This is a genomic window from Azospirillum sp. CT11-132, assembly GCF_047302835.1.
Classification (GTDB): domain Bacteria; phylum Pseudomonadota; class Alphaproteobacteria; order Azospirillales; family Azospirillaceae; genus Azospirillum.
The window spans coordinates 253178-278209 of record NZ_JBGLZA010000001.1 but is presented as its reverse complement, the minus strand read 5'-3'; the positions used below and the strand labels follow the sequence as shown (position 1 = coordinate 278209).

Here is a 25032-nt window from a genome sequence, read left to right as displayed (position 1 = left end):
CCGCTCGACTGACCCTTCCGATCCGTTTTTCCGGACGAAAGGCGCCTGTTCGATGACCCGCGTTGCCTCCTCTGCCGAAACCGCCGTCAAATTCGCCCTCTCCGCCGTGGCCGCCACGCTGGCGATGGTGACGCTGTCGCTGCCGGCCCATGCCCAGAAGCAGGAGTATGCACCCTGGGTGTATGACCAGATGGTCCCGACCGGCCCGCTCCTGCGCAACATGGATCAGGCGCAGCCGATCCCCGGCCCGGCCCCGTCCCACTGGGGGGCGATCAAGGCGGGCAAGGACCGCGCCGGCATGACGCGCTACGGCACCGATGTGAAGCGGACGACTCAGCATTATTCCGCTTCCCACTCGCTGACGCCGCCGCCGGTGGACCCCGCCGCCGCCCGGCGCGGCGCTGCTCCGCCGCGCAGCGCCGATGTCCCGCCGGCCCCGCGCACCGCGCGGACCGACTAAGCTCCTTCCGTCAGGTCCCGTCCGGCAGCTCTCCGGGCCGCCACAGCCATGCAGCGCCGCGCACGCCACTGGAATCGCCATGGCGGGCGCGGCGCACCGGCGTGTCCAGACGGTCGCTGAAGGCCCAGGGCTGCATCGCCGCCGGCAGCCGCTCGTACAGCAGCTCGGCGTTCGACAGGCCGCCGCCCAGCACGATGACGTCGGGGTCCAGCAGGTTGGCGACCGCCGCCAGACCACGGGCGAGGCGGCCGACCAGCCGGTCCGCCGTCGACCTGCATCCGTCGTTGGCGGCGGACGGATCGGCTGCGCGGGCGAGAATCGTCGCGGCGTCGAGCCTTTCGCCGGTCGCCGCGAGATGGTCCGCCGCCACAGCGGGTCCGGACACGAAGGTCTCCAGGCAGCCGTGCCTGCCGCAATAGCAGGCCGGTCCCGGCCGCTCGGCATCGGTCGGCCAGGGCAGCGGGTTGTGCCCCCATTCCCCGGCGATGGCGTTGCGTCCGCCCAGCACCCGGCCATGCACGACGATGCCGGCACCGCAGCCGGTGCCGAGGATCGCCGCGAACACCACGCCGCAGCCGGCCCCGGCGCCGTCGGTCGCCTCCGAAACCGCCAGACAATTGGCGTCGTTCTCGATCCGCACCGGCCGGCCGAGCGCCTGGGTCAGGTCGCGGGTGAAATCGCGCCCGATCAGCCAGGTGGAGTTGGCGTTCTTGACCAGCCCGGTCGCCGGAGAGATGGCGCCCGGAATGCCAAGCCCGACCGTCGCCTTGTGCCCGCCGGGGATTTTATCTTCCAGGCGGGCGACCAGATCGCGGATGGTCGCGACCGTGCCGTCGTAATCTCCCTTCGGCGTGGGAACTCTATGGCGCGCCAACTGGTTTCCCTGTCGGTCGAGCAGGATGCCCTCGGTCTTGGTCCCGCCCAGGTCGATGCCGATGCGGTGCCCGCCCGCATACTCTGTTCCGAACCCCGTTCCGACCGATTGCGATCCGGTGGCTGCCATGCCCTGTCACCTGTCCGACTGTCCTACGTCCATCCATAGCGTCGCCGGACCCGCCGCGTCCAGCGGCGGGCGCCACCCCTGTCCGGAGGGGCATGACCCTGTCGCCGGGAGCCGCCCGGACCTGCGTTGCCTCTCCGCCGCGGTGATGGGACAAAACGCGAGCGGCGGGCAAATCCCATTGACCAGCCCGGGCGTTCGGGTAGAAGGTCGCCGACTGTCGGGCGCCGCCCATCTCCGCCCGAACCCGTCCTATCGTACCGCGCCACCGGAGCCCCTGATGAGTCGCCAGCGCGCCGCCCTCCGCCTGTCCCTGAAAGCCCTGACCGGCGCCGCCGTCCTCGGCGCGCTGCTCGCCCTGCCCGCGCCCACGAGTGCCGCCGCCAAGGAGGCTGCGAAGGCGGCCGCTGCGAAGCCGGCTGCCGCGAAGGCGCGCCCGGCCAAGTCGAGCGGCCCGGCCACGCCCGCCTGCTACAACCGCTCCGAATATGCGGCCGAGCAGATGATGCGCCTGCACACGGAGATGATGATCGTCGGCCTGACCTGCCGCACGGTCACGCCGGACAAGAAGCCCTTCGACCTTTACCAGGACTTCTCGGTCAAGAACCGCGCCATGCTGTCCAACTCGGAAGCGTCGCTGATCGCCTTCTACAAGCGGTCGGGCGGCGGCAACGCCACGCGCCAGTTCGACATGTTCCGGACGGAGCTGGCGAACGAGATCAGCCGCCGCGCCGCCACCATCGGCATTCCGCAATACTGCGCCAATTTCGTCGATCGTTCGGTCGCCGCCAAGGACCTGACGCCCGACGACCTGCGCACCCTGACCACCGACGAGAAGGGCGCCGGCCTGATGCATCTGGCCAGCCGTCCGCTCTGCGACGTGAAGACGGTCAGCAATCCGGATCCCGTCTTCGCTGTCGCTTCAGCCACGCCCGCCCCGGCGGCGCCCAAGGCCACGACCGCGAAGGCGAAGCCGGCCAAGGCCGCCGCTGCGACCAAGCCGAAGCAGAAGGTCGCCGCCGCCCCGGCCAAGCAGTCGGTCGCCGTGCGCTGACGCTTCAACGATCTCTGGTTCGTTGCGAGAAACGCCCTGCCGGCAACCGCCGGCGGGGCGTTTCTCATTTCAGGCTCCGGTTGTCCGGGAGGATCACGCATGCGGACAGCACAAATCTGTCTTGCAAAAATCCGTCAGGCTGGTACTACCGAAAAGGTCAGGAGGGGCGCCTGCCCGATGGCCCGGCCGGATTGCAGGAGCATCCTCCGAACAGGAAAAATCATGGTCCGTCAGACCAGTAGACGGAACTCCCGATGAAACGGCATTCCGTTTGGTGACTGGACGGGCTGCACCAGACAGGGGGCTGCTGTTGCGAGACCGGTGTGCCGAGTGTGCCCGTGCCGCCGCACCCTGCCTTTGCGCCGCGCTGAAGGTGGGATGAGGACATGGACTATTTTCTCCAGCAATTGATCAACGGCTTGTCGCTTGGGGCGATTTACGGCCTGATCGCGATTGGCTACACGATGGTGTACGGCATCATCGGCATGATCAACTTCGCCCATGGCGAGATTTACATGATCGGCGCCTTTGTCGCGCTGATCACCTTCCTGGCCATCGGCGCGCTCGGCGTCACCTGGGTGCCGCTGGCCCTGCTGATCATGCTGGTCGCCTCCATGCTGTTCACCAGCGTCTATGGCTGGACGGTCGAGCGCATCGCCTACCGGCCCCTACGCTCCTCGCCCCGCCTGGCGCCGCTGATCTCCGCCATCGGCATGTCGATCTTCCTGCAGAACTATATCCAGATCCTCCAGGGCGCCCGCTCCAAGCCGCTGCAGCCCATCCTGCCCGGCAACCTCACCCTGATGGACGGCGCCGTCTCCGTCAGCTACGTCCGGCTGGCCACCATCATCATCACCCTGGTCCTGATGGTCGGCTTCACCATCCTGATCAACCGCACCTCGCTGGGCCGTGCCCAGCGCGCCTGCGAGCAGGACAAGAAGATGGCCGGCCTGCTCGGCGTCAACGTCGACCGCGTCATCTCGCTGACCTTCGTCATGGGCGCGGCGCTCGCCGCCGTCGCCGGCATGATGGTGCTGCTGATCTATGGCGTCATCGACTTCTACATCGGCTTCCTCGCCGGCGTGAAAAGCTTCACCGCCGCCGTGCTCGGCGGCGTCGGCTCGCTGCCCGGCGCCATGCTCGGCGGCGTGGTCATCGGCCTGATCGAGGCCTTCTGGTCGGGCTATGTCGGCTCCGAATGGAAGGACGTCGCAACCTTCTCCATCCTCGTCCTCGTCCTGATCTTCCGGCCCACCGGCCTGCTCGGCCGGCCCGAGATCGAGAAGGTGTAAGCGCCATGACCACCCCTTCCCACGCGCCGTCGCACCCCCATTTCCACATCAACGGCAAGCGCCCCGGCGTCGACTGGGCCGCCACCGTCAAGGACGCCGGCCTCGCCGCCTTCGTCGCCCTGCTGCTGACCGTGCCGCTGGTCGGCCTGCGCACGGTCGACCGCCCCACCGGTCTCGGCATCGAAGCCCGGCCGGAGGAGGTGATCGCCTCCCTCCTCCTGGTCTTCTTCGGCCGCCTCGGCCTCGGGCTGATCCGCCAGGGCATGGCGCTGCCGGTGCTGATCCTGGCGCTGATCTGCGCCGGCGTCGGGCTGGTGCTGCCGATGCCGACCCAGGTGCTGCGGCTGGTTCTGGTGCTGGGCGGCGGCGTCATCGCGCTGCGCGCCGCCATGACGGTGGCCACCGGCCGCTCCAAGCTGAGCCAGGCCGACCGCGACAAGCGGATGGACCGCATCGCCGCCAAGGTGCAGCACGCCAGCAAATACATCGGCCCGGTCGCCGTGGTCTTCGCCGCCGTCCTGCCGATGACGCCGCTGGCCGACCGCATGCTGCTGGACATCGGCATCCTGCTGCTGACCTACATCATGCTGGGCTGGGGCCTGAACATCGTCGTCGGCCTCGCCGGCCTGCTCGACCTCGGCTATGTCGCCTTCTATGCGGTCGGCGCCTATTCCTACGCGCTGCTGGCCCATTACTTCGGCCTCAGCTTCTGGGTCTGCCTGCCGCTGGCCGGATTGCTGGCCGCCTGTTCGGGCGTGCTGCTGGGCTTCCCGGTGCTGCGTCTGCGCGGCGACTATTTCGCCATCGTGACCCTGGGCTTCGGCGAGATCATCCGCATCATCCTGGTCAACTGGTACCAGTTCACCGGCGGCCCCAACGGCATCTCCGGCATTCCGCGGCCGAGCTTCTTCGGCATCGCCGACTTCAGCCGCAGCCCGGCCGAGGGCATGGCCGCCTTCCACGAGCTGTTCGGGCTGGAATACTCGCCGCTGCACCGCATCGTCTTCCTCTACTACCTCATCCTGGCCCTGGCGCTGGTGGTGAACCTGTTCACGCTGCGCGTTCGCAAGCTGCCGCTGGGCCGCGCCTGGGAGGCTCTGCGCGAGGACGACATCGCCTGCGCCTCGCTCGGCATCAACCGCACCAACATGAAGCTGGCGGCCTTTGCGATCGCGGCGATGTTCGGCGGCTTCGCCGGCTCCTTCTTCGCGACGCGCCAGGGCTTCATCAGCCCGGAGAGCTTCACCTTCATCGAGTCGGCGATCATCCTGGCCATCGTGGTGCTGGGCGGGATGGGCAGCCAGATCGGCGTGGTGGTCGCCACCCTGCTGGTGATCGGCCTGCCGGAGGCGTTCCGCGAGCTGGCCGACTACCGCATGCTGGCGTTCGGCGCCGGCATGGTGGTGATCATGCTGTGGCGTCCGCGCGGCCTGCTGGCCCACCGCGACCCGACCATCCTCCTGCATGGCGGCAAGAAGCCGATCCCGGCGGGAGCCGCGAAATGAGCGCCGCACCGATGAGCACTGACAAGCCTTTGCTGAGCGTCGAGCACCTGACCATGCGCTTCGGCGGTCTGGTGGCGAACAACGACGTGTCCTTCGAGGCGCGGGCGGGCGAGATCACCGCGCTGATCGGCCCGAACGGCGCCGGCAAGACCACGCTGTTCAACTGCGTCACCGGCTTCTACACCCCCACGGTGGGCCGGCTGACGCTGCGCCACCCGCAGGGCAAGGAGTTCCTGCTGGAGCGGATGCCGGGCTACCGCATCGCCCAGCTGGCCGGGGTGGCGCGCACCTTCCAGAACATCCGGCTGTTCAGCGGCATGAGCGTTCTGGAGAACCTGATCGTCGCCCAGCACAACAAGCTGATGCGGGCGTCGGGCTTCGCCATCGGCGGCCTGCTCGGCCTGCCGGGCTTCCGCAAGGCCGAGCATGAGGCGGTGGAGCTGGCGAAATACTGGCTGGACCGGGTGCGTCTGACCGAGTTCGCCGACTGGGAGGCCGGCAATTTGCCCTATGGCGCCCAGCGCCGGCTGGAGATCGCACGCGCCATGTGCACCGAGCCGGTTCTGCTCTGCCTGGACGAGCCGGCGGCCGGCCTGAACCCGCGCGAGTCGGGCGAGCTGGCCGAGATCCTGACCTTCATCCGTGATGTGCAGACGCCGCAGGGCCACCGGACCGGCGTTCTGCTGATCGAGCATGACATGAGCGTGGTGATGCGCATTTCCGACCATGTGGTGGTGCTGGACTATGGCCGGAAGATTTCCGACGGCGATCCGGAGCATGTGAAGAACGACCCGGCGGTGATCCGCGCCTACCTCGGCGAGGACGAGGACGAAGCGCTGCCGCCGGAGGTCGCGTCGGACCTCAATCTTGCCCAGAAGGGGGCCTGAGCCATGCTGAAGGTATCGGGCGTCCATACGTTTTACGGCGCCATCGAGGCGCTGAAGGGCATCGACATCGAGATCGGCGCCGGTGAGATCGTCTCGCTGATCGGCGCCAACGGGGCGGGCAAGTCGACGCTGCTGATGACGATCTGCGGCAGCCCGCGCGCCCGCCAGGGCCGTGTGTTCTTCGAGGGCGAGGACATCACCGACCTGCCGACCCACGAGATCGTGCGGCGCGGCATCGCGCAGTCTCCCGAAGGCCGTCGCATTTTCCCGCGGATGACGGTGCTTGAGAACCTGCAGATGGGCTCGATCGTCGCGCAGCCCGGCAGCTTCGACCGCGAGCTGGAGCGGGTGCTGACGCTGTTCCCGCGCCTGAAGGAGCGCATCAACCAGCGCGCCGGCACGATGTCGGGCGGCGAGCAGCAGATGCTGGCGATCGGGCGGGCGCTGATGAGCCAGCCGCGTCTGCTTCTGCTGGACGAGCCCAGCTTGGGTCTGGCGCCGCTGATCGTGAAGCAGATCTTCCAGGTGATCCAGGAGATCAACCGGGAACAGAAGATGACGGTGTTCATGGTGGAGCAGAACGCCTTCCACGCGCTGAAGCTGGCGCACCGGGCCTATGTGATGGTGACGGGGAAGATCACGATGACGGGAACCGGGGCGCAGCTTCTGGCCGACCCGGAGGTGCGGTCCGCCTATCTGGAAGGGGGTCACTGAGATGGAGACGATCCTGGGTTCGTCGGTTCCGGTCTTCGTGTTCCTGACGCTTCTGGTGTTCGGCGGCTGCGGCGTTCTGACCGGCCAGACGCTGGCGGAGGGCTGGAAGCCGGTGGGAAGCGTGCTGGCCTACTCGCTGCTGCTGGGGGTTGGCGACCGCTTCCTGGCCTGGGGCCTGTTCGGCGAGGAACTGCTGTCGCCGTGGGGCTTCATCGTTCACACGGTCGTGCTCGGCCTCATCACGCTGACGGCGCATCGCATCGCCATCGCAAGGCGCATGGTCAACCAGTATCCGTGGCTCTATGAGCGCGCCGGTCCCTTCGGCTGGCGGGAGCGGACAGGCACGGGTGCCGGAGAATAGGACAACAGGAATAGACCGTACGGCTGATTGGTGCCTGCGAAACTGTCGCACTATGCACCACTTGGGGTATGGTATTCTGGAACCCGCCGGAGGGGACCCGGCGGCAAGGCCCGTAAGGGCCGGGGGTATGTTGCAACAGGGACCACACAGAACAGGGAGCAAGCACACCCATGAAATTCAAGCTGTCCCTTCTCGCCGCGATCGCGGCGACCGCGCTTTCCGCCACGGCCGCCAAGGCCGACATCGCGGTGGCCACCGCCGGCCCGATCACCGGCCAGTACGCCACCTTCGGCGAGCAGATGAAGAAGGGCATGGAGCAGGCCGTCGCGGACATCAATGCCGCCGGCGGTGTCCTGGGCCAGAAGCTGAAGCTGGAAGTCGGTGACGACGCCTGCGATCCGAAGCAGGCCGTCGCCGTCGCCAACCAGCTGGCCAAGGCCGGTGTGAAGTTCGTGGCCGGCCACTTCTGCTCGGGCTCGTCGATCCCGGCCAGCCAGGTCTACGCCGAGGAGGGCATGCTGCAGATCTCCCCGGCTTCGACCAACCCGAAGCTGACTGAGCAGGGCCTGAAGAACGTCTTCCGCGTCTGCGGCCGTGACGACCAGCAGGGCATCATCGCCGGCAAGTATCTGCTGGAGAAGTTCAAGGGCAAGAACGTCGCCATCCTGCACGACAAGTCGGCCTATGGTAAGGGTCTGGCCGACGAGACGCAGAAGGCGCTGAACGCCGGCGGCCAGAAGGAAGCCATCTACGAAGCCTATACGGCCGGTGAGAAGGACTATTCCGCTCTGGTGTCGAAGCTGAAGCAGGCGAACATCGACGCCGTCTACATCGGTGGCTATCACACCGAGGCCGGCCTGATCGCCCGCCAGATGAAGGACCAGGGCCTCAAGGCCACCATCGTGTCGGGTGACGCCCTGGTGACCAACGAGTATTGGGCCATCACCGGCGACGCCGGCGAAGACACCATGATGACCTTCGGTCCGGATCCGCGCGAGAAGCCGACCGCCAAGGCCGTCGTGGAGACGTTCCGCAAGGCCGGTTACGAGCCGGAAGGCTACACCCTGTACACCTATGCCGCTCTTCAGATCTGGGCGGACGCGGTGAAGCAGGCGAAGTCGACCGACGCGGCCAAGGTTGCCGAAGTCATGCGCAAGGGCAACTACGACACCGTCATCGGCAAGATCGCCTTCGATGCCAAGGGCGACGTCACCAGCCCGGCCTATGTCTGGTACAAGTGGCACAACGGCCAGTATGCCGAAGTGAAGTAAGCGAAACGCATCAGCGTTCCGTGGAAAAGGGTCGGCACTCCGTGCCGGCCCTTTTTCTATGAGGATCGATGGGAGGTTCTGCTGCCCGCCCGACAAGGCTGCGGCGGCACCGCGGCCTTGGCCGAAAACGGGTCAGGGAATAGGTCGGGGAACATGCGCGACGTGATGCTGGGCCACAGCCGGTTGCGCCGCGGCGATGGCCGGGGAGGAGAGCCCGGTCGCCACACGCCGTCCCGACTGCTCGCTGAGCAGCCGTTCGGAGGTGCGCATCACCTCCCGCCAGAAGGCGGCGGCACGGGTGTGATTGGCGGCCGTGAGTTCGACAAGACGAACGCGGCTCATTCGAATCGCGGTCTCGCCCAGTTCATCAACCAGGCGGGTCGCGAAGACAAGCACGTCGAGATCGGTGTTCATGACGCATATGAACCCACAGCCGCAGATTTTGTTCCACCAGGAAACCGCACTGCGGCAAAGGGTCATCGGGGGTGCCACCGTCGTGCGGCACTGCGACGGTGCATATGCAGCATCGGCAAAGGGTCACCGAACGGACACTCGCCACGGCAGGGGGGTTTTGTGCTTCAATGGCGCCCTTCGCGGCGACCGTGACGGCCGCCGGTATGGGACGGGTTTTGGAGAACGAAAATGCGCAGGAAGCGCGAGGTGGTTGAGGGACAGATTTATCGCAAGCTGTCCCCCAGCGGTGGCTATTGGGAAGTGATCGCCATCCGCAAGGACGGCATGGGCACCCAGCATGCACAGATGAAACGCACCGACGACCCGAAGACGCTGAAGACCCTGTCGGTGGCGACCCTGCTCGATCCCCACGAGTTCGAGATCGTTACCGAGTGATCGCCGTCAGGCCGGACCCGTGACTTCCGGCCGGCGGTAAAGGTCGGCGGCCGGCATTCCGTCATGCCGTCCGGCCAGCCGCTCCAGCCGCCCCTTGCCGATCAGGTGGTTGAGGTGCGCCACCCCCTCGCCCACAGCGAAGAGCATCTGCTGAGGGTCGAGCGGACGCGGGAACAGCGCCCGCGTCACCGCGGCGGCGGTCTGCGGTTCCACACACAGCGTTTCGATCTCGGCCAGACGCTCCGCATGATGCCGGGCCAGCTCCCCGGCGCGCCGATGCAGGCCGTGGAAAGGGCGCCCGTGCGAGGGCAGGACCAGGGTGTCCGCCGGCAGGGCATTCCACCCCTCCAGGCTGGCGAGATAGTCGGCGAGCGGATCGGCGTCCGGCTCCGACGGCCAGACGCTGATGTTGGGGCTGATCCGCGGCAGGATCTGGTCGCCGGAAATCAACAGGTCCGGACCGGCCGCATCGGCCGGGCGGTGCAGGCTGACCGGCTCCGCCGTGTGGCCGCTGCCGCCGATCACCGTCCAATCACGGTCGCCCACCCGCAGCCGGTCGCCGGCCCGCAGGCGCGTCAGAGTCGCCGGGACCGCCGGCACCCCGCGGCTGTAGGCCCCCTTGCGGGCGAGCAGGGATGCCAGCGCCTCCTCATCGAGCCCGCAGCGGCGGTAGAAACCCTCGACCACCGCATCGGCGGCGGCATCGTTGCCGGCGGACAGGGTGCGGGCGAACAGCCACTCAGTCAGCGAGGTGGCGAAGCCGGCGCCGGTCCGCTCCACCAGCCAGGCAGCGGCGCCGATGTGGTCGGGATGGAAATGGGTCGCCACCACCCGCTCCACCGGACGCCCGCCCAGCGCATCGCGCAGCAAACCCTCCCACACCGCGCGGCTGCGCGGATCGCCCAGACCGCAGTCGACCAGCGTCCAGCCGGCCGCCCCGCCGTCGAGCGCCCAGACATTGATGTGGTCGAGTTGGAAGGGAAGGGACAGCCGGATCCACAGCACGCCGGGCACCACCTCCTGCCATCCGCCGGGATCGGGGGTGGTGCAGAGGGGGTAATCAACCGATCCGTCCGGGGTAGAAGCCATTGCGCTGTCTGTCCAAGCTGTTGTTATCACGAGAGAAAATGCCCCTAGTTCCGGTGAGGCAAATCTGCAACAGGAAAAATGGCCTTGCGGAGCCGGGATTGGAAGCCGTGCCAGCCAATTCCATTGTCGGGGCCGGAGCCCGTTCTGTCACGCACTTCGCCGCAGGCCGGGACGTCCCGATCCGCCAACGCCGTCAACGATGGGAACAAGAACATGACGATGCGTGGGATTTTACTGGGCACGGCACTGGCCGTCGCCGTTCCTTCACTGGCCGTCCCGACCGCCGCCTTTGCCGGTACGGAAGGCTTTTATGTCGGCGCGGGGGCCGGCGTGAACTGGACCGAGGATGCCGACCTCAGCAGCTATCCGGCCCCGGGCCTGGGTCTGAAGGAGGAATTCAAGATTGGCGGCATTGGCGACCTGTCGGTCGGCTACGCCACCGCGATGGGGCTGCGCGCCGAACTGGAGGCCGCCTGGCGGTGGCGCAACAGCGTCGACAGCACCAGCAGCGCCACCCCCGGCCTGAACGGCCTGGGCGGCAAGATGAGCTCGGTCGCCTTCATGGGCAACCTGCTGTACGACATCAACATCGGCCTGCCGATCACCCCCTATATCGGCGCCGGTGCCGGTATCGCCGGCGTGAAGCAGTCACTGAACGGCGCCAGCGACCGCGACTGGGTCTTCGCCTATCAGGGCATCGTCGGCGCGTCCTATGCGATCAACGACAATGTGGCGCTGACGCTGGACTACCGGTATTTCGCCACCGTCGATCCGGAGTTCGAGCTTGGTCCGGTGACCTCCAAGGGCGAGTACCGCAACCACACCATCCTGGCCGGGCTGCGCTATACCTTCGGCGGGCCGGAGCGGGCCACGCCGGTCGCCGCCCCGGCCCCGGCCGCGCCGCCGATGGCGGCCCAGCCGCAGAGCGAGTATCAGGTGTTCTTCGATTGGGACAAATCGGTGATCACGCCGAACTCCGACAAGATCATCGCCGATGCGGCGGAGGGAGCCAGCCGCGCCCGCGCCGTCCGCATCCAGGTGATCGGCCACACCGACACCTCGGGCTCGCCGTCCTACAATCAGAAGCTCTCGCTGCGCCGGGCTGAGGCGGTGCGTCAGGCGCTGATCCGGCACGGCACGCCGGCCAACATCATCACCATCGAAGGTGTCGGCGAGAACCAGCTGATGGTTCCGACCGGTCCGAACGTGCGCGAGCCGTCGAACCGCCGTGCGCAGATCATGATCAAGATCTCCTGACCGGGGAATGGGGGAGGGGCGCGCGCCTCTCCCCCGGCGAACGTCCGTGACCCTTCCGGGATTGCGGCTGTCCGACGTGCGAAGGAGGTAGCGCGGACCGTTGCGTCAGCGTATGACGGTGCGGTACCCCAGGCATCTTCGGTCCGAGACGTTACATGCAGGTTCTGATCGCCGACGATCATTCCATCGTCCGCAGCGGCTTGACCCATCTGGTGGGTGAACTGGACGAGCATGCCACCGTGGTGGCCGCCACCAGCTTCAGCCAGTTGAACGCCATCCTCGACACGTCGATGCATGACGGGGAGACCCCGTTCGACCTGATCGTGATGGATTTGCGCATGCCGGGACTGGGCGGGCTGGACGATGTCGAGGCGCTGGTCAAGCGCGTGGCCCCGGTTCCGGTCGCCATCTTCTCGATGATCGAGTCGCCGGACGAAATGCGCGCGGTGCTGTCGCGCGGCGTCCGCGCCTTCATTCCGAAATCGACCGACGATGTGCTGGTGGTGAACATCCTGCGGCTGGTGATGGCCGGCGGGTCCTATGTGCCGCCGGTGCTGGGCATGCCGGGAGCGCCGGTTCCGCCTGCCGCGGCGACCGCCCGCGGCGCGGCACCAACCATCTTCGACGGGCTGACCCGTCGGCAGCTGGAGGTGCTGGATCTGCTGGCCCAGGGCTTGTCCAACCAGGAGATCGGCGAACGGCTGGGCCTGAACCTGTCCACCGTGAAGACCCACGTCACCGGCGTCCTGAAGGCGCTGGGCGTCGGCAGCCGCACCCAGGCGGTACTGTTGGTCAAGGAATCGGGGCGCGACCGGCTGGTCTGACCCGCTACAGGATGGCGTTCAGCAGCGATCCGCGGCCGGCGTAGGCGTTGCCGCCGGACCCGCCCAGCAGCATCGAGGCGGGGTTGGGTGAGGCGCTGCCGGCACCGAGGATCGAGGCCAGACCCTGCAGCTTGGTGTTGCCGCCGAAGGGATTGTCGCCCTTGGCCGGCTGCTTGGCGATGGTGTCGTAATCCTTGCTGTAGTTGCCCATGCGCAGTTGGACGCCGTAGCTCTTGGCGTCCTTGACCGGCACATCCTTGTCGCGGGCGATGCGCAGCGTGTAATCGCCCTTGTCGAGGGTGAGCTGTCCGGATTTCAGCTTTTGGAAAGCGTCATAACTGGCGCCGGCATCCTTGTTGCTGTCGGCGATGATCTTGCCGCCGCGGTCCATCAGCTGCAGCCGGACGCCGGCATCGCCCACCGTGCCGAGCGTCGCGGCGCCGGAGGTGGTGACGTTGAACTTGTAGAAATCGGCGGGATCGTTGGAGGCCAGCGAGCTGAAGACGTTCAGGCGGCTGCTGTCCTTGACCAGCGTTCCGATGTTGGTGGCGAAGGGGGCGGCGTTCATCGCCGATTTGTTGACGGTCTGCTCGTATTCCTGGACCTTGCCGGTCGCGCCGCCATTGCCCGCCGCCTGCTGCTGCACGCGCTTGACCGCGGCGTCGATCGACTGCTGCAGGCTCTGGGCCATGCCGCCGATATCGGCGTAACTGGACAGGCTGACCATGGTGCGCTCCCCTCTTCCCACATTCCCGGAAAGGAATGATGGGCGAGAGGTTTGCAGGATACGGGCCAGAGCCAAGCTCTTGATAAGGAAGGAAGTCGCGCTGCAATCGGTATGACGGTCGGCAATTCAGGTCCCGTCGGGCGGCAGGATTTTCCCATCGGGGCGGCAGGGTCCGCCGCCCTGCACCCTCATACGATGGACAGCATCGCCGCCGCCGGCGCGTCGATCGCGTCGGCCAGTGCGCGCAGGCCGCGGGCGGCCTCGTCACGGCTGCGCGGCATGCACAGGCTGACACGCGCTGCATGGGGGGCACTGGCGCGGCCGACGGCGAAGGCATCGGCGCCGGTGACGATCACCCCGCGGCGGCGGGCCTCGCCGATGAAATCCTCGCGCCGCCAGGGTTCGGGCAGGACCAGCCACAGATGCTGGGCCGCCGGATGGCCGTAGACCGTTTCGGCCGGCAGGATGGAGCGGGCGAGCCGCTGGCGGGCCAAATCCTCCTCCCGCTGGGTGGCGACGATGCGATCGGCGGTGCCGTCCTGGATCCAGCGCGTCGCGACCTCCGCCGGCAGGGCGGGGGCGGAATATTGCAGGGCGCGGATGGCGGTCTCGACGCGGGAGCGCAGTTCCGGAGGGGCGACGACGAAGCCCAGCCGCAGCCCGGCGGCGAGGCTTTTCGACACGCCGGACACATAGAGGGTGATGTCCGGGGCCATGGTCTGCATCGGCACGGCATCCGGAACCATGAAGCCGAACACGTCGTCCTCGATCAGGATCACGCCATAGCGGCGGGCGATCTCCACGATCTCGCGGCGGCGGGCGGTGGGCATGACGACCGCCGTCGGATTCTGCAGGGTAGGCACCAGATAGACCGCCTTCGGCCCCAGCCGGCGGCAGGCGCTGTCGAAGGCGTCGGGCACCAGCCCGTGTTCGTCGATGGCGACGCCTTCAAGGTGATAGCCCTGGGTGGCGGCCAGCGCCTTGGTGCCGATGTTGGTCAGCCGTTCCGCCAGGATGACGTCGCCGGGGCGGGCGACGGCAGCCAGTGTCACGGCCAGCGCGTTCTGCGCACCGGTGGTCAGCAGCACCGAGTCCGGGGTGGCCTTGACACGGTGCTGGCGTTCCAGCCAGGCCGCGGCGGCGGCGCGGTGGTCGGGCAGGCCGGCATGGGGGCCGTAGCCGATCAGCGCCGCGGCATGACCGGAGGCGGCGATGGCCGTCAGCGTCTGGCCGAAGGTCTGCACGGCGACCGCATGTTCAGGATGGACCGTCGTCATGTTGACGATGGCAGGGCCGGCCGAGGTCTCGCCGGCCGGCGGCCAGCCGAGCGGCAGGGGGGTGGCCGGCGCACGCTGGCCCTGGACGAAGGTGCCGCGCCCGACCTCTCCGCCGATCAGCCCGCGCTTTTCCGCCTCGGTATAGGCGCGCGTCACCGTGCCGACCGTCACGCCCAGGCGGAAGGCGAGGTCGCGGTGGGTCGGCAGCCGGGTGCCGACCGGCAGAACACCGTCGGCGATGTCGTCCGCCAGTGCGTCGGCGATGACGCGATAGAGCGGGCCGGGACGGCCCTCCAGGTTCGGGGTCCAATTTGTCATGAATACAAATGTGGCATTGTCCCGACCCGCTGGCAAGGTCCACGCGATTGTCCCCGTCGGCAGGGCAGGGAAAAGCCGAACAATCCGGAAACGCCTTGCGCAAGTCCGTTACGCCGCATCTTGTATCAAGTTAGAGGAACCGATAGCTTCGGTATGGGGCGTGGCAGACAATCCGCCACCCATCGCAGTCCGGCACGGGGGACAATGCACACCATCGCGGTGGTCGACGACGATCCCATCACCCGCGAGACCCTGAAGGCCTACCTGGAAGGGGAGGGCTATCGGGTGATGCTGGCGCGGGACGGCGACCAGCTGTCGGCGCTGCTGGCGCGCGGAAGGATCGACCTGCTGCTGCTGGACATCCGGCTGCCCGGCAAGGACGGTCTGGCGGTGACGCGGGAACTGCGGGCGACCTCCAACATCGGCATCATCCTGATCACCGGACGGTCCGACCGGATGGACCGGCTGATCGGGCTGGAACTGGGCGCCGACGACTACATCACCAAGCCGTTCGAGCCGCGCGAAATCCTGGCCCGCACCCGCAGCCTGCTGCGCCGCATCGCCAAGCCGACCCGGCCGGCCGGTGGACGGGTGAAGCGGTTCGACGGGTGGGAGCTGCATCTGGACAAGCGCCGCCTGCGCGATCCCCATGGCGAGGATGCGCGCCTGACCTCCGCCGAATTCGAACTGCTCGCCGCCTTCGTCGAGAATCCGGGGCGGGTGCTGAGCCGGGACGATCTGCTCGACCTCACCCTGCGCGGCGATTCGGTGCCCTACGACCGCTCCATCGACCGGCTGGTCCGCCGCCTGCGCCGCGTGGTGGAGCCCGATCCGGCCGATCCCAGCCGCATCGTCACCGTGCACGGCATGGGCTACATGTTCCAGGCTGCGGTGGATTAGGCTGCGGTCAGGATTGTGCCGATGTGGCCCGGCGCTGCGGACGGGCGGCCGCGCCGTCTTCCTCCGGCTTTCCGGGCTTGCGGAAGGTGCTGAGTTCGGAGATGCGGTTGACGGTCAGGCCGTTCAGCCGGCAACCGGCGACCTCGACGATTTCAAAGCCGGCCTTGCGGGGATAGCGGGCGGCGACCCGTTCGCGCGCCTCGCGGTCGCCATCGGCGACCAGCAGGTAGCGGCGGACCCCGGACCAGCCGCGATAGCCCCGCTGGTCGGACAGGCTGACGCCGGTGGGGTGGCAGCGGACCGCAACCTCCCAGAAGCGGCCGGGGCGCGGCTCGTTGCGGTCGAAGACGAAATAACGCTGCATCGCCGACGACTTCTTCTTGTCAAGCTCGAGGATGGCGGCCTGCATGTCGATCTCCGCCTTCTGCACGCGCTTTTCCATCTCCGCATGGTGATGCGCCAGCTGGGCGTAGTCGGACGCGACGTCGGCGACCTCCTTGGTCACGTCGTCCACCTTCTCCTTCAGCTTGGACATGGCGATCCGCGTCACCACCAGCTGGCGGCGCCAGTAACGGTTGGACAGGACGGTCAGCACCATCAGGCCCAGCGCGAAATACAGCATCATGCCGGTCATGCGGCCGTCCTCTTCATGCTGCCGCCCCTCATGCCGCCCCCCTCATGCCGCGGACGCCTCCGCCTCGGGGTCGGGGGCGAGCGCCAGCGGAACCACCGGCGAGCAGATCACGCCATTGCGCTGGGAAAAGCTGGTCCGGACCGTCCCGTGGGCCTGTTCGGCGGACGGGGCGGTGATGTGGGCGACGTTGCGGTATTCCCAAATCTGGCGGGAGAAGACGATGTCCTTGCGGTCCAGCTCGTTGAAATTGGGCCCGGCGGCCAGTTGCGCCCAATAGATGTCGCCGTCGCTGTCCTGGTCGCCCAGTTCGTGGACAAGCTCAATCTTTGAAAATTCCAGCGCCCGTAATTCGGTCAGCGCCTTTTGGCGCCGGCCGTTGAATTCGGTCAGGCGGGCCTGCAGCGTGGTCAGGTCGACGCGCTTGCGCTCCGTCTTCTGGCGCCATTCGGCGAGCGCGGCGCGCTTCTTGTCGTATTGGCGCTGGTTCATCGCCTCGCGCGTTTTCTCCGCGCTGACGCGGCCGACATCGACGACGATGGACAGTCCGAGCGCGGCGGCGCTGGCGATCAGAAGCAGCATCCCCAGGAATTCGGCCGAAATGACCATTCGCCCTCCGCCAGCCGCACCGAATGCCTGCGCCGGTGTACCGACGCATCGTGCCACGGCGGGCGAAGGGCCGCGATGCCCTCGCGACAACCCGTCGCACGGGGCGGATCATACCATCGCGCTCCAAGCCGAGGTTGTCATTTTTAGCCGAAATAAGAGTAAACCCGCCTTTTTTGGGAGGGTTTATGACCGGATGCCGAACAGGCGGAGTAACCCCGGCACCCGGTCATAGTCCGGCCGGTCAGTCGGTGTTTTCCGCCGGCTCGAAGCTCATGGCGACGCCGTTCATGCAGTATCGCTTGCCGGTCGGCTGCGGCCCGTCGTCGAAGACATGGCCAAGATGGCCCTTGCAGGCGGCGCAATGAACCTCGGTGCGCGGGTAGGCCAGCTTGTGGTCGGTGGAGGTCTCGACGGCGCCGGGCAGCGGCTCCCAGAAACTGGGCCAGCCCGACCCGCTCTCGTACTTCGTGTCGCTGGCGTAGAGCGGCTGGCCGCAGCCGGCGCAGCGATAGACGCCATGGCGCTTCTCGTCGTTCAGCGGGCTGGTGCCGGGATATTCCGTCGCGTGTTCGCGCAGCACCTTGTACTGGTTGGGCGACAGCTCCCGCTTCCACTCCTGTTCGCTTCTGGCCTGCTCGCTTTTCGCCGATTGCGTCTTGTCCGATTCGGGCATGCCGCCGGTCTCCCATGCTGATGGTCGGTATCCTGAGCCACCTATATTGGTCCGCAATCCCGCCCACCCAAGCCGGGCAAGGCAGCCATCACGCGGCCATCACGCGGTCGTGACCGGCGGGGCGGCCTATATCGGACAGGACGTGCGTCTGCGACAAAAGATTCTTGCCGATCCGGCGAAGGTTCGACCGCTGGTACCTTTCGGAATTGAATCGGTTTCGGTAACATCCTGGACGCCAACAGTCCGGGACAGCGTGTCCGGGACGGCAATGCCGGGGCATCGACGCGCCGCATGATGGATGAACGCTACCTCCGGGCGGTTCGCGATGCGCTGGTGCGGCACCAGCAATGGCTGCTGCGCGATCCGGCAGGGAAGGGGCGTCGCGCCAATCTCAGCTTCTACGAACTGGGCGGACTGGGCCTGAACCGCGTCAACCTGTCGGGCGCCAAGCTGACCGGGGCCAGCCTTGCGCGGGCGCGTCTGGTCGGGACGCTGCTGTCCAAGGCGGATCTCTACGGTGCCGACCTGTCGAAGGCCGACCTGACCGGCGCGCAGCTGCAGGGCGCCGACCTGCGCGGGGCCAGGGTGGACGGCGCCAAGCTGCAGAACGCCAATCTGCAGGGTGCGGACCTGCGCCGCGGTATGGTGCTGGATGCCGGCGAATTCCGGGCGGCCGGCAACAGCGACGGAACCACCACCTTCGTCGGCTGCAGCCTGTCCAAGGCGATCCTGACCGATTGCCGGATGGCGCAGTGCGATTTCAGCGGCAGCGACCTGTCCGGCGTCGATTTCAGTGGCAGCGATCTCAGCGGCGCCATCCTGATCGGGGCGGACCTGACCGGCGCCACCATGCGCAAGACGACGCTGGACGGCGTGCTGATGTGCGGCGCCCGGCTGAACGACGAACTGCGCACGGCGCTGGAGCGGCACGGCGTCGACGTGGACGGCACCGGCCTGACCACCACCGCGGCCCGGATGAGCGAACTGATCGCCGAGCACCAGATCTGGGTCGACAAGCTGGGCAAGGGGGGCGACCGCATCCAGTTGCAGCGGATCGACCTGCGCGGCTACAATTTCGCCAACCAGCTGCTGTGCGGGGCGGTGATGCGCTTCTGCGGTCTGCGCGGGGCGGATTTCTCCGGCGCCAAGCTGATGATGGCGGACCTGTCCTACAGCGATCTGCGCGATGCCGACTTCACCAGCGCCGACCTGTCCGGCTGCAACCTGGAGGGCGCCAATCTGGCCGGGGCCAAGCTGTGGCGGGCCAAGTTCCGCAAGGTCGATCTCAGCGGCGACGGCAGCCGGCTGTGGCCGACCAGCTTCGCCAAGGCCCGGCTGAACGGCGCCGATCTGCGCGACGCCAGCCTTGCCGGCGTGGTGCTGCGCGGCACCGACCTGACGGCGATCAAGACCAGCTTCGCCACGCTGAAGGGCGCCGACCTGTCCGCCGCCCGCGGCTGGCAGCCCTTCGAGGCGCCGGCATAGGGGCATCGGCGTAAAAGCGGCTCAGCTTCCGTCGGCGACGGGGATGCGGCCGGCGACGATGCCACGCCGGGCGGCTTCCACCGCATTGACCATCTCCGGGGTCACGAGGTCGCGGTTGTTTTCGTCCACCGCGTAATCGACCGCCCCCTCGGCAAGCCCCAGCGCCACCGTGCCGGCGCTCCAAGTGCCCTGGCGTGCCGCTTCGAGGCTCGAGGCCACCGCCAGATCGACCCGCTTCAGCATCGAGGTCAGGATGGTGCCGGGGTAGAGGTAGTTCTGGTTGCTGTCGACGCCGATGGCCAGCCGCTTGGCTTCGTCCGCCACGGCGAAGATGCCGAAGTTCGAAACCCCGGCCCCGGCGAACACCACGTCGGCCCCGCGCTGGAACTGACTGCGCGCCACCTCCGCCCCGCTGGCCGGGTCGTTGAAGGCGGCCGGCGTGGTGCCGACGAAATTCACCAGCACCCTGACGTCGCCGCGGGCATGGCGGGCGCCCTGTTCGAAGCCGGCGATGAATTTGCGGATCAAGGGAATGTCGAGCGCGCCGATGAAGCCGACGGTCCCGCTTTTCGACGCCAGCGCCGCCAGCACGCCGACCAGGAAGGATCCCTCCTGCTCCTTGAAGGTGACGCTGCGGATGTTCGGCCCCTCCGCCACCGCATCGATCAGCGTGAAGCGCACCGCCGGGTGCGCCGGGGCCAGCCGGGCCAGCGGCGTCGCGTAATAGAAGCCGATGGCGATCAGATCGGTCACCCCGCGCCGCAGCAGCGATGCCGCCGCCTGGTCGAACTGGGCGGGGGTGGATGGCAGATATTCCAGGACGGGAATGCCGGTGGCCGATTTGAAGCGTTCCGCCCCGGCGAAGGCCCCCTCGTTGAAGCTCTTGTCGAACTTCTGCCCCGCCGCATAGACCAATCCGGGCTGGATCGCCGTAGCATGGGCGCGTTGCGGAAGCAGCGCCAGAGCGGTTCCGGCGGCACCGAAGAACAGGATCGACCGGCGGGTCGGGTGCGGCATGGCGCGGCCTCTGGCTGGGTGGAAGCCCTTCATCCGGATTCAATTTTAGGCATGGAATTGCGGTCCGAACCAGAATTTTGTTGCGCCGCGATCCATCCCGGCGCGAGGGCGTGCAGCGAAGCGGGCGCCAACCGGTCGACGCTCGGCCAAGGGGCGACCGAGGTTCGGCCAGGGCGCGGATTGTCGCGGCGGCATTCCATCGCAGGTTACTCAAGGCAGCCATGCCGAGACGGGACTTTGCGTCCGGCAGGGGACGGCGCAGCTTAAAAGCTGCGGACTCCGTCCGGTCGATTTCCTCTCCCCCTTTTCACATTTGGATTTGCTGATGTTCGCGCGCCTTGCCGCCGTTCGTTCCCGTTCGCCTGCCGAAAGCCCGTTCTTCATCGCGGCGCTGGGCGTGCTGATGTCGTTCGGACCGATGGGCACCGACATGTATCTGCCCGGCATGCCGGCGATCGGCCGCGAGCTGCATGCGGCGCAGGATCAGGTGCAATGGACCCTGTCGGCCTTCTTCCTGGGCTTCGGCGTCGGGCAATTGCTGTGGGGGGCGCTGAGCGACCGGTTCGGCCGGCGGATCCCGGTGGCGACCGGCATCCTTCTCTATGCCGTCGGCTGCGTCGGCTGTTCGCTGACCGTCGATGTCGGCCATCTGGCGGCTTGGCGCTTCGTGCAGGCGGTGGGGGCCTGTGCCGGGCCGGTGCTGGTCCGGGCCATGATCCGCGACGTGTTCGAGCGCGACCGCGCGGCCAGCGTCCTGTCGATGATGATGCTGGTGATGGGCGCCGCCCCGATCATCGCGCCGCTGATCGGCGGCCAGATCCTGGTGTGGGCCAACTGGCGCTGGATCTTCTGGGCGCAAGCGGCCTTCGGCGCCGTCGCGATGCTGGCCCTCGCCAGCCTGCCGGAAACCCATCCGGAGTCGCGGCGCACCAGCCTGCGCCCGATGGTGCTGGCCGAGTCCTACCGCAAGCTGCTGACCGACCGCCGCTATCTCGGCTATGCGATCGGCTCGTCCTTCATCTATGCGGGGATGTTCGCCTTCATTTCCGGCTCGCCCTTTGTCTATATCGAGCTGTTCGGCGTCCGGCCGGAGAATTACGGCTTCCTGTTCGGGCTGAACATCGTCGGCATGATCATCGTCAACACGCTGAACAGCCGCGCGGTGATGCGCTTCGGGTCCGACATGATGCTGCGTATCGGCGTCTGGCTGTCGGCAGCCAGCGGCATTTTGCTGGTCGCCTGCGTGATGGGCGGCTGGGGCGGGTTGTGGGGGCTGGTCGGCTGCCTGTTTCTGTTCATGTCGTTGACCGGATTCTGCTTCGCCAATTCCATGGCGGGCGCGCTGCAATCCTTCCCGCAGATGGCGGGCACCGCATCGGCGCTCGCCGGCATGCTGCAGTTCAGCAGCGGCGCGGTTTCGGGCTGGGCGGTCGGGCTGATGGCCGACGGCACGGCCATGCCGATGGCGGCGGTGATCGGGGGAGGCGCCCTGGTCGGTCTGGCGCTGAACCTATGGCTGATCCGTCCATTCCGCCGTCGGTTGCCGGCGGGAGCATAAAAACAGGAAAGTTCTGTAAAATATGGATTGGAGCTGTCGGGGTTCGGCGTGAATTGAATTCCGCGGCCGGGCGGACTAGGCTCTCGCGGCAAAAGGAGACCCGACATGCCGCAGACCCCGCCGCCGAAGCCGCTTTTCAACTCCGCCCGCCCCGTGGCCCGCCGCGATCTTCTGGTGGGTGCCGCAGCGCTGGGCATTGCCGCAGCCACCGCGTCGCTGCCGTTGCCGGCCTTTGCGGCGACGACCCTGCGCGTCGGCTACATTCCGATCATCCCGATGACCCAGCTTTACGTGATCACGGGCGAGGGATGGACCAAGGATGCCGGGTTGAGCCTGCAGACCACCAGCTTCCAGTCGGGGCCGGCGATGATCCAGGCGCTCGCCTCGGGCACGCTGGACGTCGCCTATGTCGGCATCGGCCCGGCGCTGATCGCCCGGTCGAAAGGGGTGAAGCTGAAGGTCGTTGCCGCCAACGTCATCGATCAGGTGGCGCTGATTGGCCGCGGTCCGCTGGCCAAGGCGATGGCCGGCGCCGCCAACCCGGCCGAAGGGGTCAAGGCCTTCCGTGCCGCCAATGGCCGGCGGCCGAAGATCGGCTCGCTGCCGGCCGGATCGGTGCCGGACACCGTTCTGCGCTATTGGATGGCGGAGGTCGCCCACATCCCCCCCGACGATGTCGAGATCGTCGGCATGGGCGAGCAGCCCTTGCAGCAGGCGCTGCTGACCGGGGCCATCGACGGCGCCTCGATCCTGGAACCGATCCTGACGCTGGTGAAGTCGCGCCTGCAGGAGGCCGCCATCATCGCCAAGGCCGGCACCATGTTCCCCAAGCAGCCGGGCGCCGTGCTGGCGGTGACCGAGGACGCCATCGCCAAGAACCGCGACGCAGTGGCCGAACTGGTCAAGCTGCACATCCGCGCGACCGCCTTCGCCAAGTCCAACCCGGACCGCACGGCGGAGCTGGTGACGGACATCATCGGCAAGGGGCTGGTCGAGCGCGACGTGATGCGGGCGGCGCTGACCTCCGACGCGACGACCTTCGTCGACGACCCGCGGGTGATCCTGGACTCCACCAAGAAGATGCAGGCTTTCCAGCAGTCGCTGAACCAGATCACCGAGCCGGTCGATGTCGACACGCTGTTCGACTTCTCCTTCCATGATGCGGCGAAAGGAAAGTGACCGCCATGACCTCCAACCTGCGGCTGGTCATCCATGCGCCCACGCCGGCCGCGCTGGAGCGGGCGCGGAACAATGCCCGCAACCTGCTGAAGGCCCGGCCCGATGCGGAGGTGCGCATCGTCGTCAATGCGGGCGCCGTCGCCGCGGCGCTCGACAGCCCGGATGCGGAGACCGACCGGCACTTGCGCGTTTGCGGCAACACGCTGGCGAAGACCGGCCGGACCGCCGACGGGCTGACGGTGGTCACCGCCGGCGTCCTCGACATCGCCGAGGCGCAGGCGGACGGCTGGAGCTACATGCGGGCGTGAGCCGGTCTCAGCCGACGCCCCAGCCGCCGGTGTCGGGGAACGGCGCGGCGGGCGGGGGGACGCCGGCGGGTTGGGCGGCAACGGGATCGGCGACGATGCCGCGCGGCAGGGCAGGGGCGCCGGGCGGGGTGGGGAGCAGGCGGGTCGGCTTCACCCACCAGCCGGGCGCCGTCGCCGCGATGGTTTTCGCCGCAGATTCCGCCGCCGCCGCCGTGGCGTAGAGACCGAAGCAGGTGGCGCCGCTGCCGGACAGGCGGGGCAGCAGGCAACCGGCGCTGCGTTCCAGCGCCGCCAGAACGTCGGCGATCACCGGCGCCACCGTCAGGGCCGGGGCGGTCAGGTCGTTGGTGCGCTCCAGCAGCAGCGCCGCGAGGTCGGCCGCGTCGGCCGGATTGCGGGTGAAGCGGGCGGGGGCGGAGAAGGCGCCGCCGCTCTTGGCGCGGGTAGCGGCCATCGCCTTGAACACTGCCGGGGTCGGCACCGGCACGTTCGGATTGACCAGCACCGCATGGGTTTCCGGCAGGTCCGGCGCCTCGTCCAGAACGTCGCCGATGCCGCTGAAATAGCAACTGCGTCCGGCGACGCAGACCGGCACGTCGGCACCCAGCCCGGCGGCGACCGCGAACAGCGCCGGGTCGTCGGGCGGCACTCCCCACAGCCGGGCGAGCGCCCGCAGGCAGGCGGCGGCGTCGGCCGATCCGCCCCCGATGCCGGAGGCGACCGGCAGCGCCTTGGTCAGGGCGATCATCACGTCGGCCTCGCGGCCCAGCCGGGCGGCCAGAGCGTGGGCGGCGCGAATCACCAGATTGTTGGCCGGGTTCTCGCCCATCAGTGCCGGGCCGAAGGGGCCGGCGATGGCCAGACGCGGGCCGGCCGGCGGCAGGTCGGCTCCGCGCAACGCCACGCGCGTGATGGCCGGCGTCAGGGCGATGCTGTCGCCGAACTCGGCGAAGGCGACGAGGCTGTCCAGTTCGTGATAGCCGTCGGCGCGGCGGCCGGTGACATGCAGGTAGAGGTTCAGCTTGGCCGGGGCGGCCTCGAAGATGAAAGTGCCGGTCATAAGCTCCGAATCCGCTGGCAGGCGCGCGACGACGCCCCCTGTGTCGCACCCTTTCACCCGCAGCGGCAAGGGTGCGTTCAGAGGCTTGGTTCAGATCTGGGCGAGCAGGTCCTTCAGCAGCGTCTCGCCCATCGGCCAGGGGCCGTGGCCGCTTTCGGCATTGATATGGCCGGCCTCGCCGGCATCGATGAAGTCGGCGCCCCACAGTGCGGCGAAGCCGCAGGCGCGGGCGGCGTTGCAGTAGGGATCGCTGCGGCTGCCGACGACCACGGTGGGGAAGGGCAGCGGATCGGCCGGCACCGGGGCGAAGCGACAGGCCTCGACCGGCACCGTCCCAGGCGACTCGACGTCGGGCGGGGCGACCAGCAGGGCGGCGGCGACCTTGTGCGCGGCATCGCCGGCGGTCGCCCAGCGCGCCACCAGGATGCAGGACAGGCTGTGCGCGACCAGCACCACCGGGCCGGGGGCCGAGCGGACCGCATGGTCGAGCCGCTCGACCCACTGGTCGGGCGCCGGCGCGTCCCAATCACCGAGATCGACGCGGGTCAGGGCCGGCAGCCGGCCTTCCAACCAGGTCTGCCAGTGGTCGGGACCGGAGTTGCCGAGGCCGGGAAGCACCAGAATGGTCGGCTGCGTCATTCTTTCAACTCTTCGTTCGTAAATGTTGCGTGTAGTGTCGGAAGGTTACCTGCGAATCGGGGAATTCTCTCCACGAGGTGGATCGGCA

At 68.0% G+C, this 25032-nt stretch carries 27 protein-coding genes; 16 read left to right on the top strand and 11 right to left on the bottom strand.

Annotated features, from left to right (window positions below; genetic code table 11):
- Positions 1–52: 52 nt before the first annotated feature.
- Entirely contained in the window at positions 53–460 is a 408-nt protein-coding gene (locus ACCD06_RS01235; protein ID WP_109073421.1) for a hypothetical protein, read from the top strand.
- A 10-nt stretch (positions 461–470) separates the two neighbouring features.
- Here ACCD06_RS01235 and ACCD06_RS01230 read toward each other — a convergent pair whose 3' ends face one another.
- On the bottom strand, positions 471–1463 hold the full coding sequence (locus ACCD06_RS01230) for an ROK family protein (RefSeq protein ID WP_413338146.1): 993 nt from the start codon (positions 1461–1463) through the stop codon (positions 471–473).
- A gap of 277 nt (positions 1464–1740) precedes the next feature.
- Here ACCD06_RS01230 and ACCD06_RS01225 point away from each other — a divergent pair, with 277 nt between their 5' ends.
- The 7 genes from ACCD06_RS01225 to ACCD06_RS01195 all read left to right on the top strand — a co-directional run bounded on the left by ACCD06_RS01225 (position 1741) and on the right by ACCD06_RS01195 (position 8544).
- Positions 1741–2514, top strand: coding sequence for a hypothetical protein (locus tag ACCD06_RS01225; protein ID WP_413338144.1), 774 nt, complete (start codon positions 1741–1743; stop codon positions 2512–2514).
- Between the two features lie 386 nt (positions 2515–2900).
- Positions 2901–3806 (top strand): ABC transporter permease subunit, encoded by a 906-nt coding sequence (locus tag ACCD06_RS01220; protein ID WP_085091136.1) that lies wholly within the window; start codon positions 2901–2903, stop codon positions 3804–3806.
- A 5-nt stretch (positions 3807–3811) separates the two neighbouring features.
- Positions 3812–5311, top strand: coding sequence for a high-affinity branched-chain amino acid ABC transporter permease LivM (gene livM / locus ACCD06_RS01215; protein WP_136702847.1), 1500 nt, complete (start codon positions 3812–3814; stop codon positions 5309–5311).
- An 11-nt stretch (positions 5312–5322) separates the two neighbouring features.
- Positions 5323–6198, top strand: a complete 876-nt coding sequence (locus tag ACCD06_RS01210) for an ABC transporter ATP-binding protein (protein WP_136701020.1) — start codon at positions 5323–5325, stop codon at positions 6196–6198.
- A gap of 3 nt (positions 6199–6201) precedes the next feature.
- Positions 6202–6912 (top strand): ABC transporter ATP-binding protein, encoded by a 711-nt coding sequence (locus tag ACCD06_RS01205; RefSeq protein ID WP_042696422.1) that lies wholly within the window; start codon positions 6202–6204, stop codon positions 6910–6912.
- Between the two features lies 1 nt (position 6913).
- Positions 6914–7273, top strand: a complete 360-nt coding sequence (locus tag ACCD06_RS01200; RefSeq protein WP_413338141.1) for a DUF6867 family protein — start codon at positions 6914–6916, stop codon at positions 7271–7273.
- Positions 7274–7443: 170 nt separating this feature from the next.
- Positions 7444–8544 (top strand): branched-chain amino acid ABC transporter substrate-binding protein, encoded by a 1101-nt coding sequence (locus ACCD06_RS01195; protein WP_109157624.1) that lies wholly within the window; start codon positions 7444–7446, stop codon positions 8542–8544.
- A gap of 132 nt (positions 8545–8676) precedes the next feature.
- Here ACCD06_RS01195 and ACCD06_RS01190 read toward each other — a convergent pair whose 3' ends face one another.
- Positions 8677–8958 (bottom strand): hypothetical protein, encoded by a 282-nt coding sequence (locus ACCD06_RS01190; protein WP_109157623.1) that lies wholly within the window; start codon positions 8956–8958, stop codon positions 8677–8679.
- A 228-nt stretch (positions 8959–9186) separates the two neighbouring features.
- Between ACCD06_RS01190 and ACCD06_RS01185 the strand changes: the two genes are divergently transcribed.
- Positions 9187–9393, top strand: coding sequence for a hypothetical protein (locus tag ACCD06_RS01185; RefSeq protein WP_042696427.1), 207 nt, complete (start codon positions 9187–9189; stop codon positions 9391–9393).
- A gap of 6 nt (positions 9394–9399) precedes the next feature.
- Here the strand turns inward: ACCD06_RS01185 and ACCD06_RS01180 are convergent, their stop codons facing one another.
- Positions 9400–10482: an MBL fold metallo-hydrolase gene (locus ACCD06_RS01180; protein ID WP_413338138.1), complete on the bottom strand. Its 1083-nt coding sequence runs from the start codon at positions 10480–10482 to the stop codon at positions 9400–9402.
- 213 nt (positions 10483–10695) lie between these two features.
- Between ACCD06_RS01180 and ACCD06_RS01175 the strand changes: the two genes are divergently transcribed.
- Positions 10696–11739, top strand: a complete 1044-nt coding sequence (locus ACCD06_RS01175) for an OmpA family protein (protein ID WP_109157621.1) — start codon at positions 10696–10698, stop codon at positions 11737–11739.
- Between the two features lie 155 nt (positions 11740–11894).
- Complete coding sequence (locus ACCD06_RS01170) at positions 11895–12563, top strand: response regulator transcription factor (protein WP_136702360.1); 669 nt, start codon at positions 11895–11897, stop codon at positions 12561–12563.
- A gap of 4 nt (positions 12564–12567) precedes the next feature.
- Here the strand turns inward: ACCD06_RS01170 and ACCD06_RS01165 are convergent, their stop codons facing one another.
- Both ACCD06_RS01165 and ACCD06_RS01160 read right to left on the bottom strand, forming a co-directional pair.
- Complete coding sequence (locus ACCD06_RS01165) at positions 12568–13290, bottom strand: hypothetical protein (protein ID WP_413338136.1); 723 nt, start codon at positions 13288–13290, stop codon at positions 12568–12570.
- A 188-nt stretch (positions 13291–13478) separates the two neighbouring features.
- Positions 13479–14885 (bottom strand): PLP-dependent aminotransferase family protein, encoded by a 1407-nt coding sequence (locus tag ACCD06_RS01160; protein WP_413338134.1) that lies wholly within the window; start codon positions 14883–14885, stop codon positions 13479–13481.
- Positions 14886–15089: 204 nt separating this feature from the next.
- On the opposite strand from ACCD06_RS01160, the gene ACCD06_RS01155 reads away from it, so the two are divergent.
- Positions 15090–15785 carry a response regulator gene (locus tag ACCD06_RS01155; protein ID WP_085091146.1) on the top strand — a complete coding sequence of 232 codons (696 nt, stop codon included), beginning with the start codon at positions 15090–15092 and terminating at the stop codon, positions 15783–15785.
- 7 nt (positions 15786–15792) lie between these two features.
- Here the strand turns inward: ACCD06_RS01155 and ACCD06_RS01150 are convergent, their stop codons facing one another.
- From ACCD06_RS01150 to msrB, 3 genes are all read right to left on the bottom strand, one after another.
- Positions 15793–16419 carry a hypothetical protein gene (locus ACCD06_RS01150; RefSeq protein ID WP_136702357.1) on the bottom strand — a complete coding sequence of 209 codons (627 nt, stop codon included), beginning with the start codon at positions 16417–16419 and terminating at the stop codon, positions 15793–15795.
- Between the two features lie 42 nt (positions 16420–16461).
- Entirely contained in the window at positions 16462–17025 is a 564-nt protein-coding gene (locus ACCD06_RS01145; RefSeq protein ID WP_413338132.1) for a hypothetical protein, read from the bottom strand.
- A gap of 241 nt (positions 17026–17266) precedes the next feature.
- Entirely contained in the window at positions 17267–17698 is a 432-nt protein-coding gene (msrB, locus tag ACCD06_RS01140) for a peptide-methionine (R)-S-oxide reductase MsrB (protein ID WP_136702355.1), read from the bottom strand.
- A gap of 291 nt (positions 17699–17989) precedes the next feature.
- On the opposite strand from msrB, the gene ACCD06_RS01135 reads away from it, so the two are divergent.
- A complete protein-coding gene (locus ACCD06_RS01135) occupies positions 17990–19183 on the top strand; it encodes a pentapeptide repeat-containing protein (protein WP_109075049.1) in 1194 nt (397 codons plus the stop codon).
- Positions 19184–19204: 21 nt separating this feature from the next.
- Here the strand turns inward: ACCD06_RS01135 and ACCD06_RS01130 are convergent, their stop codons facing one another.
- Complete coding sequence (locus tag ACCD06_RS01130; RefSeq protein WP_413338129.1) at positions 19205–20200, bottom strand: BMP family lipoprotein; 996 nt, start codon at positions 20198–20200, stop codon at positions 19205–19207.
- A gap of 325 nt (positions 20201–20525) precedes the next feature.
- Between ACCD06_RS01130 and ACCD06_RS01125 the strand changes: the two genes are divergently transcribed.
- From ACCD06_RS01125 to ACCD06_RS01115, 3 genes are all read left to right on the top strand, one after another.
- The gene (locus tag ACCD06_RS01125) at positions 20526–21758 is read left to right on the top strand and encodes a Bcr/CflA family multidrug efflux MFS transporter (protein ID WP_109075047.1); all 1233 of its coding nucleotides are present in this window, start codon (positions 20526–20528) and stop codon (positions 21756–21758) included.
- Between the two features lie 105 nt (positions 21759–21863).
- A complete protein-coding gene (locus tag ACCD06_RS01120; RefSeq protein WP_136702351.1) occupies positions 21864–22937 on the top strand; it encodes an ABC transporter substrate-binding protein in 1074 nt (357 codons plus the stop codon).
- Between the two features lie 5 nt (positions 22938–22942).
- Positions 22943–23245: a hypothetical protein gene (locus ACCD06_RS01115; protein WP_413338127.1), complete on the top strand. Its 303-nt coding sequence runs from the start codon at positions 22943–22945 to the stop codon at positions 23243–23245.
- Positions 23246–23252: 7 nt separating this feature from the next.
- On the opposite strand, the gene ACCD06_RS01110 is transcribed toward ACCD06_RS01115, so the two are convergent.
- On the bottom strand, positions 23253–24305 hold the full coding sequence (locus tag ACCD06_RS01110) for a 4-(cytidine 5'-diphospho)-2-C-methyl-D-erythritol kinase (RefSeq protein ID WP_413338125.1): 1053 nt from the start codon (positions 24303–24305) through the stop codon (positions 23253–23255).
- Between the two features lie 90 nt (positions 24306–24395).
- Complete coding sequence (locus ACCD06_RS01105) at positions 24396–24944, bottom strand: RBBP9/YdeN family alpha/beta hydrolase (RefSeq protein WP_413338124.1); 549 nt, start codon at positions 24942–24944, stop codon at positions 24396–24398.
- Positions 24945–25032 lie beyond the last annotated feature (88 nt).

What these genes read in the sequence shown, in the direction of transcription:
- ACCD06_RS01200 (WP_413338141.1), top strand. Translation starts at nt 6,914, where the DNA reads ATGGAGACGATCCTGGGTTCGTCGGTTCCGGTCTTCGTGTTCCTGACG.
- ACCD06_RS01205 (WP_042696422.1), top strand. Translation starts at nt 6,202, where the DNA reads ATGCTGAAGGTATCGGGCGTCCATACGTTTTACGGCGCCATCGAGGCG.
- ACCD06_RS01110 (WP_413338125.1), bottom strand. Translation starts at nt 24,305, where the DNA reads ATGACCGGCACTTTCATCTTCGAGGCCGCCCCGGCCAAGCTGAACCTC.
- msrB (WP_136702355.1), bottom strand. Translation starts at nt 17,698, where the DNA reads ATGCCCGAATCGGACAAGACGCAATCGGCGAAAAGCGAGCAGGCCAGA.
- ACCD06_RS01235 (WP_109073421.1), top strand. Translation starts at nt 53, where the DNA reads ATGACCCGCGTTGCCTCCTCTGCCGAAACCGCCGTCAAATTCGCCCTC.
- ACCD06_RS01150 (WP_136702357.1), bottom strand. Translation starts at nt 16,419, where the DNA reads ATGACCGGCATGATGCTGTATTTCGCGCTGGGCCTGATGGTGCTGACC.
- ACCD06_RS01165 (WP_413338136.1), bottom strand. Translation starts at nt 13,290, where the DNA reads ATGGTCAGCCTGTCCAGTTACGCCGATATCGGCGGCATGGCCCAGAGC.
- ACCD06_RS01145 (WP_413338132.1), bottom strand. Translation starts at nt 17,025, where the DNA reads ATGGTCATTTCGGCCGAATTCCTGGGGATGCTGCTTCTGATCGCCAGC.
- ACCD06_RS01195 (WP_109157624.1), top strand. Translation starts at nt 7,444, where the DNA reads ATGAAATTCAAGCTGTCCCTTCTCGCCGCGATCGCGGCGACCGCGCTT.
- ACCD06_RS01210 (WP_136701020.1), top strand. Translation starts at nt 5,323, where the DNA reads ATGAGCACTGACAAGCCTTTGCTGAGCGTCGAGCACCTGACCATGCGC.
- ACCD06_RS01160 (WP_413338134.1), bottom strand. Translation starts at nt 14,885, where the DNA reads ATGACAAATTGGACCCCGAACCTGGAGGGCCGTCCCGGCCCGCTCTAT.
- ACCD06_RS01135 (WP_109075049.1), top strand. Translation starts at nt 17,990, where the DNA reads ATGATGGATGAACGCTACCTCCGGGCGGTTCGCGATGCGCTGGTGCGG.
- ACCD06_RS01185 (WP_042696427.1), top strand. Translation starts at nt 9,187, where the DNA reads ATGCGCAGGAAGCGCGAGGTGGTTGAGGGACAGATTTATCGCAAGCTG.
- ACCD06_RS01170 (WP_136702360.1), top strand. Translation starts at nt 11,895, where the DNA reads ATGCAGGTTCTGATCGCCGACGATCATTCCATCGTCCGCAGCGGCTTG.
- ACCD06_RS01225 (WP_413338144.1), top strand. Translation starts at nt 1,741, where the DNA reads ATGAGTCGCCAGCGCGCCGCCCTCCGCCTGTCCCTGAAAGCCCTGACC.
- ACCD06_RS01175 (WP_109157621.1), top strand. Translation starts at nt 10,696, where the DNA reads ATGACGATGCGTGGGATTTTACTGGGCACGGCACTGGCCGTCGCCGTT.
- ACCD06_RS01180 (WP_413338138.1), bottom strand. Translation starts at nt 10,482, where the DNA reads ATGGCTTCTACCCCGGACGGATCGGTTGATTACCCCCTCTGCACCACC.
- ACCD06_RS01120 (WP_136702351.1), top strand. Translation starts at nt 21,864, where the DNA reads ATGCCGCAGACCCCGCCGCCGAAGCCGCTTTTCAACTCCGCCCGCCCC.
- ACCD06_RS01230 (WP_413338146.1), bottom strand. Translation starts at nt 1,463, where the DNA reads ATGGCAGCCACCGGATCGCAATCGGTCGGAACGGGGTTCGGAACAGAG.
- ACCD06_RS01130 (WP_413338129.1), bottom strand. Translation starts at nt 20,200, where the DNA reads ATGCCGCACCCGACCCGCCGGTCGATCCTGTTCTTCGGTGCCGCCGGA.
- ACCD06_RS01220 (WP_085091136.1), top strand. Translation starts at nt 2,901, where the DNA reads ATGGACTATTTTCTCCAGCAATTGATCAACGGCTTGTCGCTTGGGGCG.
- ACCD06_RS01155 (WP_085091146.1), top strand. Translation starts at nt 15,090, where the DNA reads ATGCACACCATCGCGGTGGTCGACGACGATCCCATCACCCGCGAGACC.
- ACCD06_RS01115 (WP_413338127.1), top strand. Translation starts at nt 22,943, where the DNA reads ATGACCTCCAACCTGCGGCTGGTCATCCATGCGCCCACGCCGGCCGCG.
- ACCD06_RS01105 (WP_413338124.1), bottom strand. Translation starts at nt 24,944, where the DNA reads ATGACGCAGCCGACCATTCTGGTGCTTCCCGGCCTCGGCAACTCCGGT.
- livM (WP_136702847.1), top strand. Translation starts at nt 3,812, where the DNA reads ATGACCACCCCTTCCCACGCGCCGTCGCACCCCCATTTCCACATCAAC.
- ACCD06_RS01125 (WP_109075047.1), top strand. Translation starts at nt 20,526, where the DNA reads ATGTTCGCGCGCCTTGCCGCCGTTCGTTCCCGTTCGCCTGCCGAAAGC.
- ACCD06_RS01190 (WP_109157623.1), bottom strand. Translation starts at nt 8,958, where the DNA reads ATGAACACCGATCTCGACGTGCTTGTCTTCGCGACCCGCCTGGTTGAT.